Consider the following 23,736-nt stretch of genomic DNA (forward strand, 5'->3'; position numbering starts at 1 on the left):
CGGCTCAGAACTGCGGCGTGTACTTGACTGTGAACATGAAGTTGCGCGGTTCGCCATAGTTGTTGCTGCCGTTGAGCTGGTTGAAGCCGGCCACCCAATACTTCTTGTCGAACAGGTTTTTGGCATTGACCGAAAGGTTTATCTCCGGCGTCAGCTGGTAGGCCAGGCGCGCGTTCCACACGGTATAACCGGGCACGGTGTAGGTGCGCTCGTAGCCTAGGGTATGGCTTTGGGTGGTGAAGCCCAGGCCGGTGCTCCAGCGCTGGCCGTCCAGTGGCAGGGTGTAATCGGCCCAGGCGCGCAACATGTGTTTGGGCGTCCACTGGCTGAACACGCGGCCTTCTTCGTCCGGGTCGTCGAGGAACTTGGTGGTGTTGTAGGTGTAGCCGGCAAAAACTTGCAGGCCGCTGAGCACTTCGCCGCTGATCTCGGCCTCGATGCCCTGGCTGCGCACCTTGCCTGCCGCGGTGGAGCAGTACCAGTCATCACAGGCAAAGCCTGAGGCCACATCGGTGATCGCGCGGTTTTCCTGGTCATAGCGGAACACGGCCAGCGAGGCATTGACCCGGCCATCGAACAGCTCGCCCTTCAGGCCCGTTTCGTAGTTGCTGCCGATGATTGGCTTGAGCGGCACATTGTTGACGGCGCGTTCGGTCTGCGGCACGAACACATCGGTGTAGCTGGCGTACCAGGCCCACTCGCGGGTCAGGTCGTAGACGAAACCGGCATAGGGCGTGACTTCGCCCGACTCGGTCATGCGGCTGGTGGGGTAGCGGTTGCCCGGGTCGGTGCGGCTGTTGAAGTCGATCGAGTCCCAGCTGTAGTCGAACCAGCTGACGCGCGAACCCACGATCAGGGTCAGGTCGTCGGTCGGCTTGACCCGCCACACGCCATACAGGCCCTTTTGGCGGATGTCGTAGCTGGCCTTGTTGGCGCGGGCGAGTTCGCCGTCGAACAGGCTGTCGCGGCTGGGCTCCGGGCGGTCGTGGTCGATGTCGAAGATGTTGTCACCGGAGGCATCGAAGTTGCGCCAGTAGGCATCGTCCGAGGTCAGTTTGGAGTAGTTGCCGCCCACGGTGATTTCATGGGCCAGCGGGCCGGTGTCGAAGTGCCCGACCAGGTTCATGTCCAGGCCGAGTTTGGTGTTGTGGAAGTCGGTGATCCAGTCGGCGTAGGTAATGCCGCTGCCATCGGGCTCTACGCCTTGGCCGGTGGTCTGCACCCGCTGGTGCGTGGAGGTGTTGGTTTCGTCCATTCGCACGGCGGCAGCCTTGAATGCCCAGTCGTCGTTGAAGCGGTGCTCGAGGTCCAGGTAGTAGGTGGTGACGTCGGTTTCGGCACGGCTCCAGCGGGCGCCGGTGAAGGTCGAACGCGGCAGGTCGATGGGCTTGCCGTCGGCGTAGCGGGGCAGGCCACGTAGCATTGGCCGCGACTGCTGGCGGTTGTAGCTGATGCCGCCGCCAAGGGTGGTGGCGTCGTTCAGGTCGATGTCCAGCGCGCCATACAGGGAGTGGGACTTGCTCCATTGGTAGTCGATGAAGCTGTCGCTCTGGTCCTCGTCGGCGACCAGCCGGCCGCGCACACGCCCGTCGGCGGTCAGCGGGCCGCCGGCATCCAGTTGCAGGCCATAGTGGTCCCAGCTGCCGGCCTTGCCGGTGAGGGTGACTGTCGGTGTGGCCTGGCCGCGCTTGCGCACCAGGTTGATCGCACCGCCCGGGCTACCGGTGCCCTGCAGCAGGCCGGAGGCACCGCGCAGCACTTCCACGCGGTCGAAGAACACCAGGTCCTGGGTCGCCCAGTTGCCCAGCGAATAGTTGTTACGCGGGATCGGCACCCCGTCGTACTGCCAGTCGTCGATCTGAAAGCCCCGCGAGGTCACCACCACACCGGGGCCGATGCCTTGGGCGCCGACGATGCCGGTGGTGTGGTTGAGCGCGTCCTGCAGGTCGGTGATGCCCTGGTCGTCCAGCTGCTTGCGGGTGATCACCGTGATCGACTGGGGGATTTCCTTGAGGCTGTGCGTGCCCTTGCCCAGGGTGACTGCGCGGGCGGCGTACGAGCCGCTGCCTTCGCTGGTGGCATCCAGGTAGTCGTCGGTGATGCTGGTGCTCCCCAGCTCCAGTGCATCACCGTTCTGGCTGGCCGGGGCCACGCTGAAATGCCCGCTGCTGGTGACGCGCAACTGCAGGCCGCTGCCGGCCAGGGCGGCTTGCATGGCTTGCTCGGCGCTCATCTGGCCGACCACCGCCGGGGCCTGCTTGCCCCGCACCAGCGCCGGCTCCAAGGCGATGATGGTGCCGCTCTGGCTGGCAATGCGGTTGAGGGTAGCTGCCAGGCTTGCCGGCGGCAGGTTGAACGACAGGGTCTGCGCCTGGGCGAGGGCGCTGAAGCTGGTGAGGGCGGCGACCAGGGGCAGGGCGCGGGGCCAGAGGTTGTGCACGGAATTCTCCCGATTGTATTGGCTTGTCAGGAGATAGGTGCGACGAGAAATGAAAACCGGACACGCTTGCGAATGATTTTCATGATTTTTTTTGCCGCGCCGGCGCAGGGCCGATCAACGTCAGCCATGGGCCATAGTGTTCGATGCTGATTGGCAGGGTTTCGGCCAGGGCGGCCAACGCCGCGTGTGGCTGATCGAGGGGGAACACCCCTTGCACCCGCAGGTTGCCGATTGCAGGGGCCACACGGATGTAGCCGCGCTGGTAGGGGCGCAGCGCATCGATCACCGTGTTCAGTGGCTCGTCCAGCACTTCCAGGCGCCCATTGACCCAGGCGGCACGCTGCTGTTGGTCGTTGTCCAGTGGCTCGATGCCGTTGCTGCGCAGCAGCGCTGCCTGGCCCTGCTGCAGGTCGAGCCAACGGCCATCGTGCAGGCTGGCACGCACACTGTGCTCCAGCACCACGACCCGCGTGGTGGCGTTCTCCTGGCTGACCAGAAAGCGTGTGCCCAGGGCCTGGACCTGCCCCTGCGCCGTACGCACACGCAACGGGCGGCGAGGGTCGGCGGCCACCTGGATCAGCAACTCGCCACGGCGCAGCACCAGCAGGCGTTGCGCGGCGTCGAAGTACAGGTCGACGGCACTGGCACTGTTGAGGCTCAGGCGGCTGCCGTCGGCCAAGGTGAAGCTGCGCCGTTCGCCGCTGCCGGTGTGCAGGTCGGCCAGCCAGTTTTGCGCCGTGTCGCTGCGCCAGCCGCCCCATAGTGCGCCGCCGAACAGGCCGACGCTGGCCAGCGCGGCCAACACTTCACGGCGCGAGTGGGTGGGTTGCAGCAGCACCTGGCGCGCCTCGGCGGCCTGGCCCGGGGCGCGCTGCTCCAGTGCACGCAACGTGGCGATCGGGCGGCCAAGGCGGCGCTGCAGGCGTTCCCAGGCCTGCTGGTGGGCGGGGTCCTGCTGCAGCCAGTGGGCCAGGCGCTGCAGCAGAGCGTCATCCGGTGTACGGGCGTTGAGCGTCACCATCCAGTCGATGGCTTGTTCGCTGATCGCGTCCAGCGGGCGGCCGCTCATGGCTGCACCTCGCTCAGGTAGCACTGGCACAGGGCCTGTTTCATGTAGCGGCTGACGGTGCGTTCGCTGATCTGCAGCTTGCTGGCGATGTCGACATAGCTCATGCCGTCGAGCTGGCTGTACAGGAAGGTCGCCTTGACGATGGCGGGCAGGCCGTCCAGCACCTGGTCGATGGTCACCAGCGCCTCGATCAGTAGCAGTTGTTCTTCAGCCGAAGGGGCCACCGGTTCCGGCAGCTGCGCCAGGCGCTCCAGGTAGGCCTGTTCCAGCTGGCGGCGGCGGTGGCGGTCGAAGATCAGCCGCCGGGCGATGGTCGACAGGTAGGCGCGCGGCTGCTGGATGCTGTCGGGGTCGACCCGGGCACCGAGCATCTGGCAGAAGGCCTCGGCGGCGGTGTCCTCGGCATCGGCGCGGTTGCGCAGGCGCTTGTGGATGTGTTGGAGCAGCCAGCGGTGATGGTCGCTGAAGAAAAAGCCCAGCTTGCGGGTCGATGTGCTGTCCAACGCCTGGCATCCAGTTGTGAGTGTGAATCGTTCTCAATATTAGCCGGGTCGCTGGATGCCTCGCAATGGGGGGTGCTGAACAGTTGCTCGCCCAGTTGCCGGGCTGCGGGCAGCAGCAGGGCGGCGGCCGGGCCCTCGCTGTCTTCCAGCAAGGTCGAGCTGAGCACTGTGAGGGACTGCGGGTCGTAATGGCCGACAACGATCAAGGCGTTCATGGGGTTCTCCTGCGCTGGCGTGCGCTACGCAAGCGCCTGTCCCGTGACCACCGGCGCCGGCAGTTGCTCGAGCAGGCGCTGTCGCGTTGTGACGCGACGTTGGCCAGCCGCGCCGGGGTGATTGCCGAGGCCTACGTGGACTGTGTGATGAGCCAGGGGCGGGAAATGCCAGGCGTGTCGGCAGCGCTGGCCGGGTCGCCGGAGCTTGAGGCGATCAAGCGCGGTTACGAGCAGCCTTTCCTCGACAAGTGCCGGGCGGCTTTGGGTGGTTTTGCGCCGAGCGGCGAAATTGGTGCGGCGGGGATGCGTTTGCTGATGGGGGCTGCGGAGGCGTTGTCGCAGGCGGCGGCGGGCGAGCTGGAGGCGGGGCAGGCGAAGGATGAGTTGCAGGCAGCGATTGTTGCCATGGTCGGGCGGCAGTGATTGGGGCTGGTCAGCAGCCCCAACCATCAGACAGGCAAACTCTGGTAAGGCAGTTCATCCCCCGGGCTACGGGCAAACTGGCGCTTGTACTCGCGGCTGAACTGCGAAGTGCTCTGGTAACCCACCCGATGCGCCGCTTGCGCCACACCCAGCCCTTCGCCAATCAGCATCTGCTGCGCTTTCAACAGCCGCAAGCGCTTGAGGTATTGCATCGGCGCCATGTCGGTGCAGCGTTTGAAGTGTTCGTGGAAGGTCGAGACGCTCATGTTCGCGCGCGCCGCCAGCGCCTCGACGCTCAGCGGTTCGCTGTAGTGCTCACGCAGGTGGGCGAGGGCGGCGCCGATGCGCGCAAAATGCCCCTGCTGCTCGACCAGCGCCCGCAACACGCCGGCCTGCGGGCCGCGCAGCGCGGTATATAGCACTTCGCGCACCCGCGCCGGCCCCAGCACCCTGGCGTCGACCGGATCCTGCAGGCAGCGCAGCAGCCGCTCGACCGACTCGCGCATGGTCACATCGAGCGCCGCCGACGTCATCGATTGCGGCGTCTGCGCCTGCACCGCCGGGTCGGGCGCCAGTTCCATGCTCTGCACAAGCTCGCCCAGCACACCCCGGTCGATGTCCACCGCTACGCCCAGCAGCGGTTCATCGCGGGTGGCGAAGGTTTCGCACATGAACGGCACCGACAGCGCCTGCACCAGGTAATGCCCGGCACCGTACTCCAGGGTGCGCGGGCCAAGCCGGGCAAGCTTGCTGCCCTGGGCCAGGATCATCAGGCTGGGCTCGTAGATCTGCGGGCTGCTGGCCACGTAATGGTCCCAGCTCAGCACCTGCACCTGGGGCAGGTGGGTGGGCACGAAGCCTGGGCGGGTGGCCAGGCTGCGGATCAGCGTGCACAGCGGGGCGTTGGCGTCTACGTGGCGGGTCAGTTGCATGATGGACCATGGGCAGAGAATCAGACAGTTGCATCATCGCAGATTGGCAGGCCAGCGCCAGACGGTGCGGTGTAGGTTCGGAGAATCAGGCATGCATGCCGGAGAATCTGCGGTGGGAAAGGCGGTCGAGGGCGCGCAAAATTCGCCGCCTGAATCGTTTCACTTCCCTGTGAGGTCTTGCATGTATACCGCCATCGGTTACGCCGCCCAAACCCCGACCAGCCCGCTGGCCCCCATGACCTTCGAGCGCCGCAGCCCGCGCCCGGACGATGTCGCCATCGAGATCCTCTACTGTGGTGTGTGCCACTCCGACATCCACCAGGCCCGTAACGAGTGGGGCATTGCCGTGTACCCGCTGATGCCCGGCCACGAGATCATCGGCCGCGTCACTGCGGTGGGCGACAAGGTCTCGGCGCACAAGGTCGGCGACCTGGTCGGCGTTGGCTGCATGGTCGACTCGTGCCGCCATTGCGAAGCCTGTGCCAAGGACCTGGAACAGTACTGCCTGGAAGGCCCGACCATGACCTACGCCACCCCCGACCGGGTCGATGGCAGCAACACCATGGGCGGCTACTCCAGCAGCATCGTGGTCAGCGAACACTTCGTGGTGCGCATCCCGGCCGGCATGGACCTGCCCAGCGCGGCGCCGATCCTCTGCGCCGGCATCACCACCTACTCGCCGCTCAAGCACCATGGCGTTGGCCCCGGCCACAAGGTCGGCATCCTCGGCATGGGCGGCCTGGGCCACATGGGCATCAAGCTGGCCAAGGCACTGGGCGCCGAAGTGACCCTGTTCACCCGCTCCCAGGCCAAGGCCGACGAAGCCCGCCGCCAGGGCGCTGACCACGTGATCGTGTCCACTGATGCCGAACAGATGCGCGCCGCCGCCGGCCGCTTCGACTTCCTGCTCGACACCATTCCGGTGCAGCACGACCTCAACCCGTACCTGGAAACGCTGAAGTTCGATGGCGTGCACATTCTGGTCGGCCTGATCGAGCCCATCGACCCGGCGGTGCACGCGGCCAACCTGGTAATGAAGCGCCGGGTGCTGGCCGGTTCGTTGATCGGCGGTATCGCCGAGACTCAGGAAGTGCTGGATTTCTGTGCCGAGCACGACATCCGTTGCGATATCGAGATGCTGGATATCCGCAACATCAACCAGGCGTATGAGCGCATGATCGCCGGGGATGTGAAGTACCGCTTCGTGATCGACATGGCCACGTTGCAGGGCTGATTCCGGCGTCAATCAGTACCGGCCCTTTCGCGGGCAAGCGCGCTCCCACAGGTTTGCCACTGTTCTTGAGGGCAGTGGGCAACCTGTGAGCGGGTTTGCCCGCGAAGCAAGTGACGCAGATTCAGGGGCTGGTCACCAGACCAGCGCCTTGTCCCACCCCTTCCAGAACAACCACCGCCGCACCTCGCCATGCTCCCCGGTGCCGATCTGCCACTCAGGCCGCCCGCTGCCCAGCGCAATCACCGAAATGAACCCGGCATGGCTCGCCGCAACCAGCGTGCGCCCGTCTTCGCTGATGTCCATGGCACTGATGGTCGAACCCAGGTAATGCTGCCAATGTTCCGCGCCATCCTCGCCAAAGGCCCGCAAGTAGCCGTAGGCATCGCCTACGATGTACTCGCCATCACCTGCCACCCCGGCGTAGACCCGGGCACCATCCTGCAGCAGCGGCGTGCGCGGGTCTTCGCTGTAGTACTCGGTGTCCAGCCCCGGCAAGTCCGCCACGCGCACCCCCAGCGTGCCACCGTTGTAAAAGTGGCAGGCATTGACGATCAACTGGTCGCCGCGGCGGTTGAACAGGGCGAAATGCGGGTACTCGCCACCAGGGCCGATCTGCGCCACGGGTTCCAACTGCTCGTTCAGCACCATATGGCGGCTGCTCTGCTCGCCGACCACGATCAGCCGCCCATCCGGCGACACTGCGCCATGCTCCATGGCCAGCCCCATGCCGATATCGTCCGGGTCGGTGCCTTCGGCCAATTCTTCTTCCACCTGTGCCTGATTCGGCAGCAGCCGGCTAGCACCCTCGGCCGACAGCAGGAAAATGCCGTCGGCGCTGACCAGCAGCACCCGCTGGCCATTCGCGAAAGGTACCAGCGTGGTGGGTGTCGGCGGCAGGTCGAAGGGCTCGAACGGGTATCCCGCCGGCAGCCCCTCAAGCCCAGTGGGCCAGGGCAGGCGAGCGACTTGCGGGCCGCCCCAGCCATCGGTTACCCGCACGCCCTCGGCGTTGGCCAGGGCGAAGTAGCGGCGCTGCGGGCAGCGGCCGAAGTGGTCGATACCAATGACCGGTGTCACACCCTGTTGGTCGATGCGTACCACCTGACCCTTTTCATGCGGCATGCCGATGCGCGCCAGCAAGCTGGCGTCGTCCAGCAGCAGGACACTGCAGATACCTTGCCCGTGTGCGTCGAGCAGCGGTACCAGCGGCAGGTGGGCAGGCGGCCAGGCCGCACGGAAGGCCTGGCGTTGCGCTTCGTCGACCCCCGGCCGGTTGATCGCCTGCAAGGCGGCCTGCCAGGCATCGAGCAAATGCTCGGTGGCGGCGTGTTGCGGTTCTTCGAGGTCGTCCCAGCCTTGGGCGCTGCCTTGCGCGACGTAGCGGTTGATGGCCTGGGCATAGGCAGTGACCGCCTGTTGCCATTGCTGCTGGGGATGTGGCTTGTTCATGGGCGGATCGGGCTCCTTGTTCCGCTTGCATTTCACACAAAGCGCGCATGTTACCTGCAATGCGCTGCGGGTTGTGAGGCTCGATATTGACGCGTACCATGCCGCCATTCCCTCCAATAACAAACCCGTGCCTCAGCGCGGCCGATACTTGGCCCCTGACGCGCGTCCTTTCGCCTTGCCTGCGGAGAATTGACTTCCACCCATGAACGGACCCATCCCCACCGATCTGCCGCCAACCACCGGCGGCGGCAGCTGGCTGAGCGTGATCGCCCTGGCCCTGGCGGCCTTCATCTTCAACACCACCGAGTTCGTCCCGGTGGCGCTGCTCAGCGACATCGGCAGCAGTTTCGACATGACCACCGCGCAGGTCGGCCTGATGCTGACCATTTATGCCTGGGTGGTGGCCCTGGCCTCGCTGCCGATGATGCTGCTGACGCGCAACATCGAGCGGCGGCGCCTGCTGCTGTTCGTGTTCCTGGTGTTCATCCTCAGCCACCTGCTGTCGTGGCTGTCGCAGAGCTTTGCGATGCTGCTGGTGAGCCGTATCGGCATCGCCTTGTCGCACGCGGTGTTCTGGGCCATCACCGCGTCGCTGGCGGTGCGCGTGGCACCGCCGGGCCAGCAGGCCAAGGCGCTTGGCTTGCTGGCCACCGGCACTACCTTGGCAATGGTGCTGGGCATTCCGCTGGGCCGCGTAGTAGGCGAGGCGCTGGGTTGGCGCGTGACCTTCCTCAGCATTGCCGGGGTGGCGTTGGCCACCATGCTGTGCCTGATGAAGTCGCTGCCGCTGCTGCCCAGCCAGAACTCAGGCTCGCTGCGCAGCTTGCCGATCCTGTTCAAGCGCCCGGCATTGGTCATCACCTATGTGCTGGTGACACTGGTGATCACCGCGCAGTTCACCGCCTACAGCTACATCGAGCCGTTCGCCTTGCACGTGGCGCAGATCGGTGGCGAGCGCACCACACTGTTGCTGCTGTTGTTCGGGGGTGCCGGGGTATTCGGCTCGGTGTTGTTCAGCCGCTACAGCGACCGTTTTCCGCACGGCTTCCTGGTCGGCTCGATCGGTTTGCTGGCGGCTTGCCTGCTGTTGCTGTTGCCGCTGTCGGGCAACTTCTACCTGTTCGCCGGGCTGAGCATGTTCTGGGGTATCGCGATCCTCAGCTTCAGCCTGGCGCTGCAGTCCAAGACCCTGAAGCTGGCGTCGGATGCCACGGATGTGGCCATGGCGCTGTTCTCGGGGATCTACAACATCGGTATCGGTGGCGGGGCACTGCTGGGCAGTATCGTCAGCAGCCAGATGGGCGTTGCCGATATCGGCATGGTCGGCGGCAGTGTGGCGGTGGTTGGACTGTTGCTGGCGGTGGCCAGTACCCAGCGGTTTCGTGAGGCATTAGGACGCTGAAAAAAGCGCGGGTCTCTTCGCGGCGGTGCGGCGCTCCGATTTACCCGCGAAGAGGCCAGCACCACCAACATCGATTTCAGCCAAGCAGCGCCGCCCAGGCCGACACCAGCAACATCCCCGCCAACCCGCGGTTGAACCACAGCAACCGCCCCGGCGCCTGCAACCAGCGCGCACTTCCCACCCCCAGCAGCGCCCAGGCGGTCATGCACGGCAGGGCGATCAGCAGAAACACCAGCGCCAGCTGCCACACCGGCAATGACGGCGCCGCAAATACCCCAATCACTGCCACGGCCATCATCCACACCTTCGGGTTCACCACTTGCATCGATGCTGCACTGAGGGCACCAAAAGGTTTGGCTGCGCTGATACCCAGGGGTTGCCCGGCGCTGCGCAGAATGCGCCACGCCAGCCAGCTCAACCACAGCACCCCGGCCCAGCTCATCAGCGTTTGGGCCATCGGGTGGCGCAGCAGCAGTTCCCCCAGCCCCAGCCCGACCAGCAGCACCACCGCCGCCGCTGCACCGCAGCCCGCCAGGATAGGTGCCACACTGGCGCGCATGCCCTGCCGCGCGCCATGGGCGAGGATCAACAGGTTGGTCGGCCCCGGGCTGAGGCTGGCGACCAGGGCGAAGAGGATGAACGGTAACAACGAATGCGACATGCTGAACGGCTCCGATTGGACAGAGCACCATGCTCGGCTATCGCCGCGTGTCAGTCTGGAAGGTTTGTGCAACGGCGCCGATAGTCCGCTGGGGTGAGCTGGTAGGCTCGGCGGAACCAGCGCCCCAGGTGGCTCTGGTCGGCAAAACCCAGCGCCATCGCCACTTCGGTGGGCGTCTGGCCCTGGGCGAGCAGGCGCCGGGCGCGGGCCAGGCGCAGCTGGATCAGGTAGGCGTGCGGCGCCAGGCCGAAGGCAGCCTTGAATGCGCGGGTGAGGCGAAAGCGGTCGATGCCGCAGGCGCGTGCCAAGTCGTCGAGGCCGATGTCCTGGTCCAGGTGGGCATGCAGGTAATCACGCGCGCGCTGTGCGGTCAGCGGCAGGCGCGGGTCGGGGTTGAGGCGCTTGCGCCAGTGCAGGTGGCCGGTCAGGCAGCCGAGCAGGTCATCGGTGGCGGTTTGCCGGACGATGCGCAGCTCCTCGCCATGCACGGCCTGGAAGGCGCGCGCCGTGGCGCCGACCAGGCGTGGGTCATGGCACAAGGGGTCGGCGATGCTGGGCAGGCTGTCGCCCGGCGCCTGCTCGAACAGTGCCCGCAGTTCGGCTTCGAGCCATTTCGGTTCGAGGTAAAGCGTCGAGTAGGTGAAGCCCTCTTCGGTCGGTGCGTGGCCGTTGTGGATATCGCCGGGTTCGAGCAGGAAGACGTGCCCTGGGGTGCTGCGGTGGCGCACCCGGCGGCAGTCGAACTGTTGCACGCCCTGTTCGGTGTAGCCGACCAGAAAACTGTCGTGCCAGTGCGGGTCGTAGGCATGGCCAACGAAATGCGCGCGGACCGACTCGATGCCGGTGTCGGCGTCTTGCTTGAGGTCGATCCAGTTAGGCATGGCGGCAAGGCTGCAGACGGGTAGGGCAGCTCACCTTAACGCAGAAGCCGGCCCCGGTTTAGAACATTTGTGCAGCGCGGCGCGTCACTGCGGCTGCTGCGCCGCGAAGCGGTCACGCAGCCACAGGTGCAACTGCGACACCGCCGGTGACAGCTGCTTGCGATGCGGGCACACCAAGGTCACCGGGGTCAGTTCGCCAGGGTGCTCGGGCAGCAGCACTTCCAGTTCGCCAGAGGCCACATTGGCGCTTACGTCCAGCCACGACTTGTAGGCGATGCCCTCGCCCAGCAGGGCCCAGCGCCGCACCACGTCGGCATCGTCGCTGAACAGCGGGCCGCTGACCTGCACGGTACGGTTGCCCAGCCGCCATTTGTCATAGGTGCGCCCCAACTGCAGGTACAGCAGGCAGGCGTGCTGTTGCAGGTCATCCAGCGTCTGCGGCCGGCCATGGTGCGCCAGGTAGTCAGGCGAGGCCACCAACACCCGGCGGTTCCAGGGGGCCAGGGGCAGGGCGATGTAGTTGGCTTCTTCGTTCAGGCCGTAGCGGATGGCCACGTCCACCGGGTCGCGGAACAGGTCGGCGACCTGGTCGGAGAGGTGAAAGCGAAGGGTCAGCTCCGGGTGCTCGCGGCGGAAGGCGCTCAGCCACGGCAGCAAGATGTTGCGCCCCAGGTCCGAGGGCGCCGACACCTGCAGCACGCCGCGCAGGGTGCTGCGCGCACCGTGCAGGTTGTCGCGGCCCTGGCGCAGGCTCTCCAGCACGCTCAGCGCAGTGGGCAGGTACAGCTCGCCCTCGGCGGTCAGGCGCAAGCTGCGGGTGGTGCGAGCGAACAGGCGCACATCGAGGTCGCGCTCCAGGCGCTTGATTGCCGCGGCGACCTGGCCGGGCAACAGGTCAGCCTCGTGAGCAGCGGCCGTGAAGCTACCGAGTGCGCTGCTGCGCACGAACAATTCCAGGTCGGTGATGCGCAGCATTTTCACTCCATCGATGAAAGTGTTGCTGCATTCTGCCGGTTTTTCTTATTTGCAGGAAAGATAATATGCGCCACACATCCCGTTCCGCTTAATGGAGTTGCAGCATGGATACCGTTTCCCTGGCCAAGCGCCGTTACACCACCAAAGCCTACGATGCCGGCCGCAAGATCCCCCAGGCCACCGTCGATGCCCTGCTGGAGCAGCTGCGCCACAGCCCGTCCTCGGTCAACTCGCAGCCGTGGCACTTCATCGTCGCCGACAGCGCCGAAGGCAAGGCGCGCCTGGCCAAGAGCACAGCGGAGGGTTATGCCTATAACACGCCGAAAATACTGGATGCCTCTCACGTGATCGTGTTCTGCACCCGCACCGAGATGACCGAAGCGCACCTGGACGCGGTGCTCGGCCAGGAAGCGGCAGACGGGCGATTCCGTGATGACCAGGCCCGCGCCGGGCAGAACCAGAGCCGCCGTCACTATGTGAGCCTGCACCGTTTCGACCACAAAGACCTGCAGCACTGGATGGAGAAGCAGACCTACCTGGCGCTGGGCACTGCGCTGCTGGGCGCCGCCGCTCATGGCCTGGATGCCACGCCGATCGAAGGCTTCGACAGCAAGGTCATGGACGCCGAACTGGGCCTGCGTGAGCAGGGTTACACCAGTGTGGTGGTGCTGAGCCTGGGTTATCGCAGCGAGGCAGACTTCAATGCTGGGCTGAACAAGTCACGCTTGCCGGCTTCGAAGGTGTTTACCTTTCTGTAAAGCAATGCCGGCCTCCTCGCGGGCTTGTCCCGCGAAGAGGCCGGTTCAGGCCGCTGCAAACTGCGGCCTTACCACAACGCCACCGATCCCGCCGTCACCACTCGCCCAAATACCTCAAGCGCCTTGTCCACCTCGGCCTCACTGGTAAACCGGCCGATACTCACGCGCACGCTTTTGCGCGCCTGCTGATCATCCAGCCCCAACGCCAACAGCACATGCGATGCCGCGTTGCTCGCCGAATTGCACGCCGAGGTGGTCGACAGCGCCAGCTCGCTGGCCAGCGCCGCACTGTTGAAGCCCGGGGCTTCGATGCGCACATTCAGGGTATGGGCGATGCGCTGGGTAGGACAGCCATTGAGGCTCACCCCAGGCAGCGCCAGAAGCCCTGCCCGCAGGCGCCCGGCAAGCTGTTCGATGCGCAGGTACTCACTGTCGCCCGGCTGGCCGGCGAGCGCGAAGGCGCTGCCCATGCCGACGATCTGATGGGTCGGCAGGGTGCCGGAGCGCAGCCCGCGCTCATGGCCACCACCGTGAATCTGCGCGCGCATCAGTTCGCGTGCACGCGGCCCCACGTACAACGCGCCGATGCCTTTTGGGCCATAGGCCTTGTGCGCCGAAAACGACATCAGGTCGACCGCCATTGCCCGCAACTCGATGGCCACCTTGCCCACCGCCTGGGCCGCATCCACATGCAGCAGGGCGCCTTGGGCGCGCACGCGTTCGCCGATAGCGGCGAAATCGGTGACGGTGCCCAGCTCGTTGTTGACCGCCATCAGTGACACCAGGCGGGTGTCGGCACGCAAAGCGGCCTGTACGTCGTAGGGCTGGATCAGACCGCTGGCGTCCGGTGCCAGGCGCGTGACGGCCCACCCTTGGCGCTCCAGTTCGTTGACGGTGTCGAGCACGGCCTTGTGCTCCAACTGGCTGGTGATCAGGTGGCCCGGTTTGCCGAGCCCCTGGGCGATGCCTTTGAGCGCAAGGTTGTTGGACTCGGTGGCGCCCGAGGTCCACACCAGCTCATCGGCGCTGGCGCCGACGCAGACGGCCACTTGCTGGCGCGCCTGCTCGACGGCCTCGCGGGCACTCTGGCCGTAGGCGTGGCCCATCGATGCAGGGTTGCCGAAGTTCACCTGGCGACCGAGGCAGGTGAGCATGGTTTCGATGACCCGGTCATCTACCGGGGTGGTGGCGGCGTAGTCGAAATAGAGTGGGGCGCTGGGCATGGTGGCGGGTCCTGGGCTGTCACCGTGAGGTCGGCGATCGTTGCAGCAAGCGTACCCGCGCACCTGAAGAAGATTTTGCCCTTTTATGCGAGGGTGAACCGTGCTCGCGAGAAAAATATTCTCCACACATACTGATGGATAGAATGATTTAAACGGCGTGGGCGTGTTGCTAGCCCACGCACCGGTATTCAGGCCGGTTCCAGCGCCCGTTCTTCCTCGGCCACCACCCGCTCGCACAACTCGATGATCTGCTCGCGCATCCAGCGGTTGGCCGGGTCCTGGTCGGTGCTCTCGTGCCAGTACAGGTGCGTCTCCAGGGGCGGTACATCCACCGGCAACGGCTGGTAGCGAAGTTGATGGCGACGGGCGAAGCGCTCCGGCACGGTCATCACCATGTCGGTCTGTTGCAGTACCTGCGAGGCCATCAGGTAATGCTGCGAACGCAGCGCCACCTTGCGTTGCACGCCCATCTTGCCCAGCGCCAGGTCGACGTAGCCCAGGCCGTTGCGGCGGCTGGAGATATGGATATGGGTCATGCCCAGGTAGTTGTCGAGGGTCAGTCTGGCCTCGGCCATCGGGTGGCCCTGGCGCAGGGCGCAGACGTAGCGGTCCTGCATCAGCTTGACGTGGCGCACCTGTGGGTCAGTGTTCAGCGGGGCGTCGACAGCGAAGTCCAGGCGCCCGGCGGCCAGCTCCTTGGTGGTTTCGCGGCGCTTGCACAGAAAGCTTTCTATCAGCACTGCCGGCGCCAGGCGGCGCAAACGCTGGAACAGCGGCGGCAAGATCACCGCTTCAGTGAGGTCGGTCATGCTGATGCGGAACGTCTTGTTGGCCTGCTGCGGGTTGAAGATGCGGCTTTCCTGCACTGACGTGCGCAGTAGCGCCAGGGCGTTGCGCACCGGGCCGATGATGTTCTGCGCCATGGGCGTGGGCACCATGCCTTGGGCAGTACGCACGAACAGCGGGTCGTTGAAGGTTTCGCGCAGCCGCGACAGTGCATTGGACACCGCTGGCTGGGTGATGCCGACGATCTGCCCGGCGCGGGTGAGGTTGGCTTCGGTGTAGATCGCATCGAAGACGATGAACAGGTTGAGGTCGACCTTGCTGAGGTTCATGGGCGTCGCTCTTTGTTGGAATTATGGCCCGATCATATATCGGTTATGAATGTTTATACACACGGAAAATAGACTAGGTAGATTGAGGCGCGCTGCTCTAGGCTCTGCCCATGTACTTCGAACCGTGAAGGTAGCCCCGATGGATTTCGCCTATTCGCCCAAGGTCCAGGCGCTGCGTGAGCGCGTCACCGCGTTCATGGACGCCCATGTCTATCCCGCAGAGCCGGTGTTCGAGCGCCAGGTTGCCGAGGGCGACCGCTGGCAGCCCACCGCAATCATGGAGGAACTCAAGGCCAAGGCCCGCGCCGAAGGGCTGTGGAACCTGTTCTTGCCCGAGTCGGAGTACGGCGCGGGCCTGAGCAACCTGGAATACGCGCCACTGGCCGAAATCATGGGCCGCTCGCTGCTGGGGCCGGAGCCGTTCAACTGCTCGGCCCCGGACACCGGCAACATGGAAGTGCTGGTGCGCTATGGCAGCGAGGCGCAGAAGCGCCAGTGGCTGGAGCCACTGCTGCGCGGCGAGATTCGCTCGGCCTTCGCCATGACCGAGCCGGACGTGGCCTCTTCGGACGCCACCAACATGGCCGCCACGGCCGTGCGTGACGGCGACGAGTGGGTAATCAACGGCCGCAAGTGGTGGACCTCCGGCGCCTGCGACCCGCGCTGCAAGGTGATGATCTTCATGGGCCTGTCCAACCCCGAAGGCCCGCGCCACCAACAGCACTCGATGGTGCTGGTACCGACCGATGCGCCAGGGGTGAAGATCGTCCGGCCGTTGCCGGTGTTCGGCTACGACGATGCCCCGCATGGTCACGCCGAAGTGCTGTTCGAGAACGTGCGCGTGCCCTATGAAAACGTGATTCTCGGCGAGGGTCGCGGTTTCGAGATCGCTCAAGGGCGACTCGGCCCAGGGCGTATCCACCACTGCATGCGTTCGGTGGGCATGGCCGAACGGGCGCTGGAGCTGATGTGCAAGCGCTCCGTCGAGCGCACCGCGTTCGGCCGGCCGCTGGCGCGCCTGGGCGGCAACGTCGACAAGATTGCCGACTCGCGCATGGAAATCGACATGGCCCGGCTGCTGACCCTGAAGGCGGCCTACATGATGGACACGGTCGGCAACAAGGTCGCGCGCAGCGAGATCGCTCAGATCAAGGTGGTGGCACCGAACGTGGCCTTGAAGGTGATCGACCGGGCCATCCAGATGCACGGTGGGGCAGGGGTAAGTGGCGATTTCCCGCTGGCGTACATGTATGCCATGCAGCGCACCCTGCGTTTGGCCGATGGGCCGGATGAAGTGCACCGGGCGGCGATCGGCAAGTTTGAGATCGGCAAGTATGTGCCGGAGCAGATGCTGCGCAGCAGCCGATAAAAGCGCGCGCATAGAACGATCCTACGCGCTGCGTGGCCCTCTAACCGACATAAGCAACGTTTAGAGTCAGAACAGGAGCGCTGCCAGGCTCCTTGTCCGGCTAATTACTCGGGGCAGCGCATGAAGGCAATGGACACAGCTACAGCCAGACGCAAAGGGGTCACGCTGCGTGCGACGGTCATCTACCGCAAGGACGGGGAGGTGCTGTTTGTGCGCAAGCGCAATTCAAAGTGGAACTTGCCGGCTGGTAGAGTCGAGCGAAACGAGACGCCACTGCGAAGGCATATGGAGCGGCTTGAAGTCGCTCCTGCAGCCGGGCCACATACGGCTCTGAGGCTGGATGATGAGGTCGAACAGCTCCAGTACTGCAAGGTATTGGGCTTAACTTCAAACCCGCAATTTGGGGTCTTCCTCCGTTTTAATACCCTTGCTTTCACCAGGAACCACCTGCTCCAGATGCGCTTCACCTACCGCTGGCTTCTCCCCCCGCGTCCTGACCAGCGACACCAACACCCCACCTAGCAACAGACCAAACGTCACTCCCAACGACAACAACGCCGGCACTTTGCCCACCATGCCGTGGTAGAAGATCTTGCACCCAATGAAGATCAGCACCAGCGCCAACGCATACTTGAGATAAACAAACCGGTGCATCAATGACGACAAGGCAAAGTACAACGACCGCAGCCCCAGAATGGCAAAGATGTTCGAGGTGTAGACAATGAATGGGTCCTGGGTAATGGCAAAGATCGCCGGCACGCTATCAACGGCAAACACCAGATCAGCCAGCTCGATCAGCACCAGCGCCAGAAACAGCGGTGTGGCGTAACGCAGGGCCTTGCTCTCGCCCGGCGGCGTGAGGCGCACGAAAAAGTGTGAGCCATGAATCTGGTCGGTCACGCGCATGTGCCGCCTGACGAATTTCAATACCGGGTTGTTGGCCAGGTCGACGTGGCTGTCTTCTTTCGACAGGGCCATCTTTACCCCGGTGAACAGCAGGAAGGCGCCGAAGATGTACAACACCCATTCGAAGTTCTGCACCAATGTCGCGCCCACGCCGATCATGATTGCGCGCAGCAGCACCACGCCGAGGATGCCCCAGAACAACACCCGGTGCTGGTAGCGGCGGGGGATGGCGAAAAAGCCGAAGATCATCGCCATGACGAACACGTTGTCCATCGACAGCGATTGCTCGACCAGGAACCCGGTGTAGAACTCCAGTGCCGATTGCGCGCCCAGCTGGTACCAGACCCATGCGCCGAACAGCACGCCCACGCTGAAATAGCCTGAGTAAAGCAGCAGGCTCTCACGCATTTCGATTTCGCGGTCCTGGCGGTGCAGCACCCCCAGGTCGAGTACCAGCAGGCCGATGACGATGGCCATGAACACCAGCCACAACCAGGTGCTGGTGCCGAGAAAGGGCGTTGTGAGGAATGTGTGTAGAGCCGTCATGAGCCCCTCCTTGATTGTCGACGTTGCATGGCAACAGTGATCCGACATGGCGGCGCGGTAGCCGTCAGAGGGGCCCGGTATCACATGGGTTTGAGCCTAGACCCATTTCCCGGTGGTGCCGAATGGCGCGCTGTTACAAAATTTTGCTCGGCCTCAATATACCCACACCTCCACCCGGCGGTTGCGCAAGCGCCCCTGTTCCAGGTCGTTGCCCGCCACCGGTAGTTCATCCCCCATGCCGGCCACCTCTAGCACTTCGACACCACCGCGCGCCAGTTCACGGCGCACTGCCTGGGCCCGCAGGCGCGAGAGCAGGGCGGCGCGGCCTGGTGTTTCCTTAGGGTCGCCAAAGCCCACCAGCACTGCCTTGCGCTGCAGCTTGCCGGCCTGGCGCAGGTAGTCGGCCACACGCTGTACGTCGCGCAGCGCTTTGTTGTCGAGGTTGGCGCTGCCTTCTTGAAAGCGGAAGTTGACGCTCAGGCGTTGCGCCCGCTGCGCGAGGTTGCGATAGCGCGGTGGCATGTCGGCCTGCGCGGGCACCGGCAGCGACTTGATCTGCTGCGAAACGAACCCTTGCTCGGCGACGATGGCCTGGCCGGCCGGGCTTTGCGCGAACTCGGCCAGGGCCTTGGCCTGGGGTTTGGCATTGGTGGGCAGATAGAAGTAAAGCCGCCGCGACAGCGGGTAGTCCTCGCTGGCCACCCTTGGGCGCTCTGGCAGCATGGCGGGGGCGTCGCCTTCGGCAATTGCCAGTACCTTGGCGCCGTGTACCGCCGCCAGGCTGCTGAAACCGATGCCCTGGCGATCCGCGCCGACCTGCTCGGCCAACGCTTCGCTGGATTCGAAGCGCTGCGCCCGTTCTGCCAGTTCGCCATCGTGCGGTTCCAGTACCAACGCCTTGAAGGTTTCAAAGGTGCCGGAGCGGTCATCGCGGGCATACAGGTGGATCGCGCCACCCACCACGCCCAACTGTTCCCACTGCTGGATCTGCCCGGAGAAGATCTGCGCCAGCTGTTCGGTGGTCAGCTGCGGCAAGGAGTTGTCGGGGTGGACGATCACCGCCACGCCATCCAGGCCGATGACCTGCTCGGCACTGGCCGCGCGCAGGTCACCCAGCGCCTTGAGCTGGCGCACTTCGGCCTCGCTGATGGGGCGTGAGGCGGCGGCCAGGTCGGCCTCGCCACGGCCAAGCGCGGCAAAGCCGGTGCTCGACCCGTGCGCCGCGATGTCGATACGCAGTGGTTGGCCCTTGGCATCCACGGCGGTGATCACGGTCTCGTTGGCCACCGCGCCGGGGTTCTGCTCGATGGCGGTTGCATGCTGCGCCCACAGTTGCCCTTTTACCAGCGCAGGCAGCAGGGCCGCGCCGATGGTGTTGGAGCCTTGCACGCGCAGGTGCACCGGCTCGGCGAAGGCCGCAAGGGGGAACAGGGGAAGCAGCAGGAGCAGCAGGCGGAGCATGCCGGGTAACCTTTGGCATAGAAGTGCCCGGCAGATTACGACGGTAGCGTGACCGAAATGTGACGGTCAGGCAGCGCCCAGTACATCGACAATGGCCTGCCCGACTGCCTGCGTCGAACGGCTGCCGCCCATGTCGGGGGTGGTTTCACCTTTGGCGATGACTGCCTCGATGGCCCGCAGGATGTCATCGTGCGCCGCCTGGTAGCGGTTGTCGGGCGCCGCCTTGCCAAGGAACTCGAGCATCATCGCACCGGACCAGATCATGCCGATCGGGTTGGCGATGTGCTTGCCGGCGATGTCCGGTGCCGAGCCGTGCACCGGCTCGAACAGCGACGGGAACCTGCGCGAGGGGTTGAGGTTGGCTGAGGGCGCAATGCCGATAGTGCCGGTGCAGGCGGGGCCCAGGTCGGAGAGAATGTCGCCGAACAGGTTCGACGCCACCACCACGTCGAAGCGCTCCGGCTGCAGCACGAAGCGTGCGCAGAGGATGTCGATGTGCTGCTTGTCCCAGCTGATCTCCGGGTAGTGCCGGGCCACGGCGGCCGTGCGCTCATCCCAGTACGGCATGCTCACGGCCATGCCGTTGGATTTGGTGGCCGACGTGACATGCTTGCGCGGGCGGCTTTGCGCGAGCTCGAAGGCGTATTCGAGAATGCGGTCGACACCGCGACGGGTGAACACCGATTCCTGCAGGACGATTTCGTTGTCGGTGCCTTCGAACATGCGCCCACCCAACGACGAGTACTCACCCTCGGTGTTTTCCCGCACCACCACGAAGTCGATGTCACCCGGCTGTTTGCCCGCCAGCGGGCAGGGCACACCGGGGAACAGGCGCACCGGACGGATGTTCACGTACTGGTCGAAGTCGCGGCGGAACTTCAGCAGCGAACCCCACAGGGAAATATGGTCGGGCACCTTGTCCGGCCAGCCCACGGCGCCGAAGTACAATGCGTCAAAGCCCTTGAGTTGGTCGAACCAATCGTCCGGCATCATCTGGCCGTGGGCCAGGTAGTAGTCGCAACTGGCCCATTCGAAAAATTCGAACGCCAGGTCCAGGCCGTGCTTGCGCGCTGCGGCCTCGAGCACGCGGATGCCTTCGGGCAGTACTTCGTTGCCGATGCCGTCACCGGGGATGGCGGCGATTTTGAATGTCTTGGTCATGGGCCTACCTTGTGTCTGGGGTGCTGAGGTAGCCCATGCTATAAGGCTGCAATTCAGAGATAATCATCGGCTTCATGGATTCTTAGTGTACGTAATGTGAATAATCTGCCCAGCCTCGACGATCTCGAAATCTTCCTGCAGGTGGCCCGGCGCGCCAGCTTTGCGGCGGTGGCCGAAGCGCGCGGCATGTCGGCCGCATTCGTCAGCAAGCGTATTCGCCAGCTCGAAGCGGACCTGGGCGTGCGCCTGCTGCATCGCACCACCCGGCGGGTGACGGTGAGCGAGGAGGGAGAGCGCGTCTACCAATGGGCGCAGCAGATGTTCGAGGCGCTGCAACGCATGGGCGATGACTTGGACGCCGGCCAGCGCGAGCCGGCCGGGCAGTTGCGCATCGCCAGCAGCCTGGGCCTGGGCCGGCGCATGGTGGCGCCGGCGTTGTCGGAACTGGCGGCGCGTTACCCACGGCTGGACATTCGCCTGGATGTGCATGATCGCCTGGTAGACCTGGTTGCCGAGGGCATCGACCTGGACATCCGCGTGGGCGATACCATCGCGCCGAACCTGATCGCCAAGCGCCTGGCGCGTAACCGGCGAGTCTTGTGCGCGTCGCCTGATTATCTGGCCCGGCGCGGCACGCCCAAAACCCTGGCCGACCTGGCTGGCCACGACTGCCTGGTGATCAAGGAACGTGATCACCCCTTCGGGTTATGGCATCTGCAAGGGCCGGAGGGGGAGGAGAGCGTGCGGGTAACTGGCGCGTTGTCGAGCAACCACGGCGAGGTGGTGCACCAGTGGTGCCTGGACGGGCGCGGGATCGTGCTGCGGTCGTGGTGGGATATTAACGACAGCCTCGGCGATGGCCGGCTGGTGCAGGTGCTGGAGGGGTATCAGCAGGCGGCGGACATCTGGGCGGTGTACACCGCACCGCTGGCGGGCTCTGCCAAGGTGCGGGTGGCGGTGGCATTCTTCCGGCAGTATTTCGCCGACCGGTATCGCTTGCCAGAAGGCTGAACCCCCTCGCTGCAGGGTAGCCCTAGGTGTGCGGAACCTGCTTGGGCAACGCGCCACCGGCGTACTGCGGCTTCAGGTGCCCTTGCTCATCCAGCAGGTAGGCATCCATCACCTCGCGCACAACAGGCCCCGCCACACGGCCGCCGGCCTCGCCGTTCTCGATCATCACCGCCACCACCACGCTGGGGTGGTCGGCGGGGGCGAAGCCGACGAACAGGGCGTTGTCGCGGTGGCGCTCCAGGGTCTTGTTGCGGTTGTAGCGTTCACCCTGCTTGATTGCCACCACCTGCGCCGTGCCGCTCTTGCCGGCAATGCGGTACTGGGCGCCAGCGGCGGCGGCACGGGCGATGCCGCGCGGGTCGTGCATGACCATCTGCATGCCTTGGTTGACCTGGTCCCAGGCATGCCGGTCATGCAGCACGATGTCGGGCATCGGGTTGGGGTCGACCGGGGTCTCGCCACCCACGGTCATGGCCAGGTGCGGGCGGTGCCACACACCTTTGCTGGCCAGCAGGCTGGTGGCCTGGGCCAGCTGAAGCGGGGTGACCTGCATGTAGCCCTGGCCAATGCCGAGGATCAACGTTTCGCCTGGGAACCACGCCTGACGGCGGGTGGCGCGCTTCCATTGGGCCGAGGGCATCAGCCCGGCGGCCTCTTCGTTCATGTCCAGCGAGACCTTTTGGCCGAGGCCGAATTCAGCCATGTAGTCGTGCAGCCGGTCGATGCCCAGCTTGTGCGCCAGGTCGTAGAAGTAGGTGTCGTTGGAGCGCATGATGGCGGTGTACATGTCCACCCAGCCATCGCCGCTGCGGTTCCAGTTGCGGTACTTGTGCGCGTAGTTGGGCAGCTCGTAGTAGCCGGGGTCGAACACCCGGTTGGCGGGGGTGATCACGCCGCTGTCGAGGCCGGCGATAGCCACTTCCGGCTTGACCGTCGAGCCCGGCGCGTACAGCCCGCGCAGTACGCGGTTGAACAGCGGCCGGTCGATCGAGTCGCGCAGGGCGGCATACTGCTTGAAGCTGATGCCTTTTACGAACAGGTTGGGGTCGAAGCTTGGGTTGCTGACCATTGCCAGCACGTCGCCGTTGGCCGGGTCGAGCACCACCACCGAGCCACGGCGGTCACCTAGGGCCTTCTCGGCGGCCACCTGCAGGTGGCTGTCGATGCTGAGGATGATGTCCTTGCCAGGGATCGGGTCCTGGTGGTTGAGCACGCGCATCACCCGGCCCTGGGCGTTGGTCTCGACTTCTTCATAGCCGACATGGCCATGCAGCTGGGCTTCGTAAAAATGTTCGATGCCGGTCTTGCCGATCGACTGGGTGCCGCGGTACTCGGTGCTGTCGAGGGTCTTGGCTTCTTTTTCGTTGATACGCCCCACATAGCCGACCGAATGGGCGAAGTGCTCGGCCAGCGGGTACTCGCGAATGAACTGCGGCTCGACGTCCAGGCCGGGCAGGCGGAACTGGTTGACCGCCACCAGGGCGATCTGCTCCTCGGTCAGGCCAACCATCAGGGTGACCGGTTCAAAGGGCTTGCGGCCGCGGCGCAGGTCCTTGTCGAACTGCTTGCGGTCGTCTTCGTTCAGTCCAAGGACCTGCGCCAGGGTATCGAGTACCTTGGCCGAGTCGCCGGCGCGCTCGCGGGTCATGGTCAGGTCGAAGCTGGGTTTGTTGTCGGCCAGCACCACGCCATTGCGGTCGTAGATCAGCCCGCGCTCGGGGGCGATGGGCAGCACGTGTACACGGTTGTTTTCCGATACCGCAGTCTGCTGATCGTGTTGCAGCACCTGCAGCACGTACAGTCGGCCGACCAGGACGGCGACCAGGCTGAAGACCAGGGCGGCGCAGGCCAATAGCCGGCGGTTGACCAGGTTCTTTTCCTTTTCGTGGTCCTTGAGGGGGATCGGTTGCGGCATGGGCAGCTCTGAAGGGTGGCGGTGTTGCCCCGCGAATGGGCTGCGCAGCGGCCCCAGGGGCCGGCGATGCTACGCAACCTGGCACCC

At 65.1% G+C, this 23,736-nt stretch carries 19 protein-coding genes and 2 pseudogenes; 7 read left to right on the top strand and 14 right to left on the bottom strand.

What is annotated here, in order from left to right:
* Positions 1 to 4: 4 nt before the first annotated feature.
* The 3 genes from ACIPIJ_RS08710 to ACIPIJ_RS08720 all read right to left on the bottom strand — a co-directional run bounded on the left by ACIPIJ_RS08710 (position 5) and on the right by ACIPIJ_RS08720 (position 4,012).
* Positions 5 to 2,440, bottom strand: a complete 2,436-nt coding sequence (locus ACIPIJ_RS08710) for a TonB-dependent siderophore receptor (RefSeq protein ID WP_401074976.1) — start codon at positions 2,438 to 2,440, stop codon at positions 5 to 7.
* A 79-nt stretch (positions 2,441 to 2,519) separates the two neighbouring features.
* Positions 2,520 to 3,509: a FecR family protein gene (locus ACIPIJ_RS08715; protein ID WP_401074979.1), complete on the bottom strand. Its 990-nt coding sequence runs from the start codon at positions 3,507 to 3,509 to the stop codon at positions 2,520 to 2,522.
* Entirely contained in the window at positions 3,506 to 4,012 is a 507-nt protein-coding gene (locus ACIPIJ_RS08720; RefSeq protein WP_400686711.1) for a sigma-70 family RNA polymerase sigma factor, read from the bottom strand. The genes ACIPIJ_RS08715 and ACIPIJ_RS08720 overlap by 4 nt, the downstream gene beginning before the upstream one ends.
* 260 nt (positions 4,013 to 4,272) lie before the next feature.
* On the opposite strand from ACIPIJ_RS08720, the pseudogene ACIPIJ_RS08725 reads away from it, so the two are divergent.
* Positions 4,273 to 4,650: pseudogene (locus ACIPIJ_RS08725) on the top strand (TetR/AcrR family transcriptional regulator); the annotation flags it as partial.
* A 26-nt stretch (positions 4,651 to 4,676) separates the two neighbouring features.
* Here the strand turns inward: ACIPIJ_RS08725 and ACIPIJ_RS08730 are convergent.
* Complete coding sequence (locus ACIPIJ_RS08730; RefSeq protein WP_401074982.1) at positions 4,677 to 5,582, bottom strand: AraC family transcriptional regulator N-terminal domain-containing protein; 906 nt, start codon at positions 5,580 to 5,582, stop codon at positions 4,677 to 4,679.
* A 181-nt stretch (positions 5,583 to 5,763) separates the two neighbouring features.
* Here ACIPIJ_RS08730 and calA point away from each other — a divergent pair, with 181 nt between their 5' ends.
* On the top strand, positions 5,764 to 6,816 hold the full coding sequence (gene calA, locus ACIPIJ_RS08735) for a vanillin reductase (RefSeq protein ID WP_346612377.1): 1,053 nt from the start codon (positions 5,764 to 5,766) through the stop codon (positions 6,814 to 6,816).
* Between the two features lie 132 nt (positions 6,817 to 6,948).
* On the opposite strand, the gene ACIPIJ_RS08740 is transcribed toward calA, so the two are convergent.
* Positions 6,949 to 8,265 (bottom strand): hypothetical protein, encoded by a 1,317-nt coding sequence (locus tag ACIPIJ_RS08740; RefSeq protein WP_401074985.1) that lies wholly within the window; start codon positions 8,263 to 8,265, stop codon positions 6,949 to 6,951.
* Positions 8,266 to 8,467: 202 nt separating this feature from the next.
* Here ACIPIJ_RS08740 and ACIPIJ_RS08745 point away from each other — a divergent pair, with 202 nt between their 5' ends.
* Positions 8,468 to 9,667 (top strand): sugar transporter, encoded by a 1,200-nt coding sequence (locus ACIPIJ_RS08745; protein ID WP_401074987.1) that lies wholly within the window; start codon positions 8,468 to 8,470, stop codon positions 9,665 to 9,667.
* Positions 9,668 to 9,743: 76 nt separating this feature from the next.
* Here the strand turns inward: ACIPIJ_RS08745 and ACIPIJ_RS08750 are convergent, their stop codons facing one another.
* The 3 genes from ACIPIJ_RS08750 to ACIPIJ_RS08760 all read right to left on the bottom strand — a co-directional run bounded on the left by ACIPIJ_RS08750 (position 9,744) and on the right by ACIPIJ_RS08760 (position 12,184).
* On the bottom strand, positions 9,744 to 10,328 hold the full coding sequence (locus ACIPIJ_RS08750) for a LysE family translocator (RefSeq protein WP_401074990.1): 585 nt from the start codon (positions 10,326 to 10,328) through the stop codon (positions 9,744 to 9,746).
* Between the two features lie 50 nt (positions 10,329 to 10,378).
* Complete coding sequence (locus ACIPIJ_RS08755; protein ID WP_401074993.1) at positions 10,379 to 11,209, bottom strand: AraC family ligand binding domain-containing protein; 831 nt, start codon at positions 11,207 to 11,209, stop codon at positions 10,379 to 10,381.
* Positions 11,210 to 11,293: 84 nt separating this feature from the next.
* The gene (locus ACIPIJ_RS08760) at positions 11,294 to 12,184 is read right to left on the bottom strand and encodes a LysR family transcriptional regulator (protein ID WP_401074996.1); all 891 of its coding nucleotides are present in this window, start codon (positions 12,182 to 12,184) and stop codon (positions 11,294 to 11,296) included.
* A gap of 104 nt (positions 12,185 to 12,288) precedes the next feature.
* On the opposite strand from ACIPIJ_RS08760, the gene nfsB reads away from it, so the two are divergent.
* Positions 12,289 to 12,942 carry an oxygen-insensitive NAD(P)H nitroreductase gene (gene nfsB, locus ACIPIJ_RS08765; protein WP_401074999.1) on the top strand — a complete coding sequence of 218 codons (654 nt, stop codon included), beginning with the start codon at positions 12,289 to 12,291 and terminating at the stop codon, positions 12,940 to 12,942.
* A 68-nt stretch (positions 12,943 to 13,010) separates the two neighbouring features.
* Here the strand turns inward: nfsB and ACIPIJ_RS08770 are convergent, their stop codons facing one another.
* Both ACIPIJ_RS08770 and ACIPIJ_RS08775 read right to left on the bottom strand, forming a co-directional pair.
* A complete protein-coding gene (locus tag ACIPIJ_RS08770; protein ID WP_401075002.1) occupies positions 13,011 to 14,165 on the bottom strand; it encodes a cysteine desulfurase family protein in 1,155 nt (384 codons plus the stop codon).
* Positions 14,166 to 14,353: 188 nt separating this feature from the next.
* Positions 14,354 to 15,280, bottom strand: a complete 927-nt coding sequence (locus ACIPIJ_RS08775; RefSeq protein WP_401075005.1) for a LysR family transcriptional regulator — start codon at positions 15,278 to 15,280, stop codon at positions 14,354 to 14,356.
* Positions 15,281 to 15,419: 139 nt separating this feature from the next.
* Here ACIPIJ_RS08775 and ACIPIJ_RS08780 point away from each other — a divergent pair, with 139 nt between their 5' ends.
* Positions 15,420 to 16,649: an acyl-CoA dehydrogenase gene (locus tag ACIPIJ_RS08780; protein WP_401075008.1), complete on the top strand. Its 1,230-nt coding sequence runs from the start codon at positions 15,420 to 15,422 to the stop codon at positions 16,647 to 16,649.
* A 129-nt stretch (positions 16,650 to 16,778) separates the two neighbouring features.
* Positions 16,779 to 16,910 (top strand): annotated as a pseudogene (locus ACIPIJ_RS08785) (NUDIX hydrolase); the annotation flags it as partial.
* Between the two features lie 126 nt (positions 16,911 to 17,036).
* Here ACIPIJ_RS08785 and ACIPIJ_RS08790 read toward each other — a convergent pair.
* From ACIPIJ_RS08790 to ACIPIJ_RS08800, 3 genes are all read right to left on the bottom strand, one after another.
* A complete protein-coding gene (locus tag ACIPIJ_RS08790; RefSeq protein WP_401075011.1) occupies positions 17,037 to 18,101 on the bottom strand; it encodes a TerC family protein in 1,065 nt (354 codons plus the stop codon).
* A gap of 153 nt (positions 18,102 to 18,254) precedes the next feature.
* Entirely contained in the window at positions 18,255 to 19,562 is a 1,308-nt protein-coding gene (locus tag ACIPIJ_RS08795) for a substrate-binding domain-containing protein (protein ID WP_401075014.1), read from the bottom strand.
* Between the two features lie 66 nt (positions 19,563 to 19,628).
* Positions 19,629 to 20,723: a tartrate dehydrogenase gene (locus ACIPIJ_RS08800; RefSeq protein ID WP_401075015.1), complete on the bottom strand. Its 1,095-nt coding sequence runs from the start codon at positions 20,721 to 20,723 to the stop codon at positions 19,629 to 19,631.
* Between the two features lie 96 nt (positions 20,724 to 20,819).
* On the opposite strand from ACIPIJ_RS08800, the gene ACIPIJ_RS08805 reads away from it, so the two are divergent.
* On the top strand, positions 20,820 to 21,734 hold the full coding sequence (locus tag ACIPIJ_RS08805; protein WP_401075018.1) for a LysR substrate-binding domain-containing protein: 915 nt from the start codon (positions 20,820 to 20,822) through the stop codon (positions 21,732 to 21,734).
* Between the two features lie 22 nt (positions 21,735 to 21,756).
* Here the strand turns inward: ACIPIJ_RS08805 and mrdA are convergent, their stop codons facing one another.
* Positions 21,757 to 23,649: a penicillin-binding protein 2 gene (mrdA, locus tag ACIPIJ_RS08810; RefSeq protein WP_401075021.1), complete on the bottom strand. Its 1,893-nt coding sequence runs from the start codon at positions 23,647 to 23,649 to the stop codon at positions 21,757 to 21,759.
* Between the last annotated feature and the right edge of the window lie 87 nt (positions 23,650 to 23,736).

Source organism: Pseudomonas sp. NPDC087185 (assembly GCF_044744955.1).
Lineage (GTDB): Bacteria > Pseudomonadota > Gammaproteobacteria > Pseudomonadales > Pseudomonadaceae > Aquipseudomonas.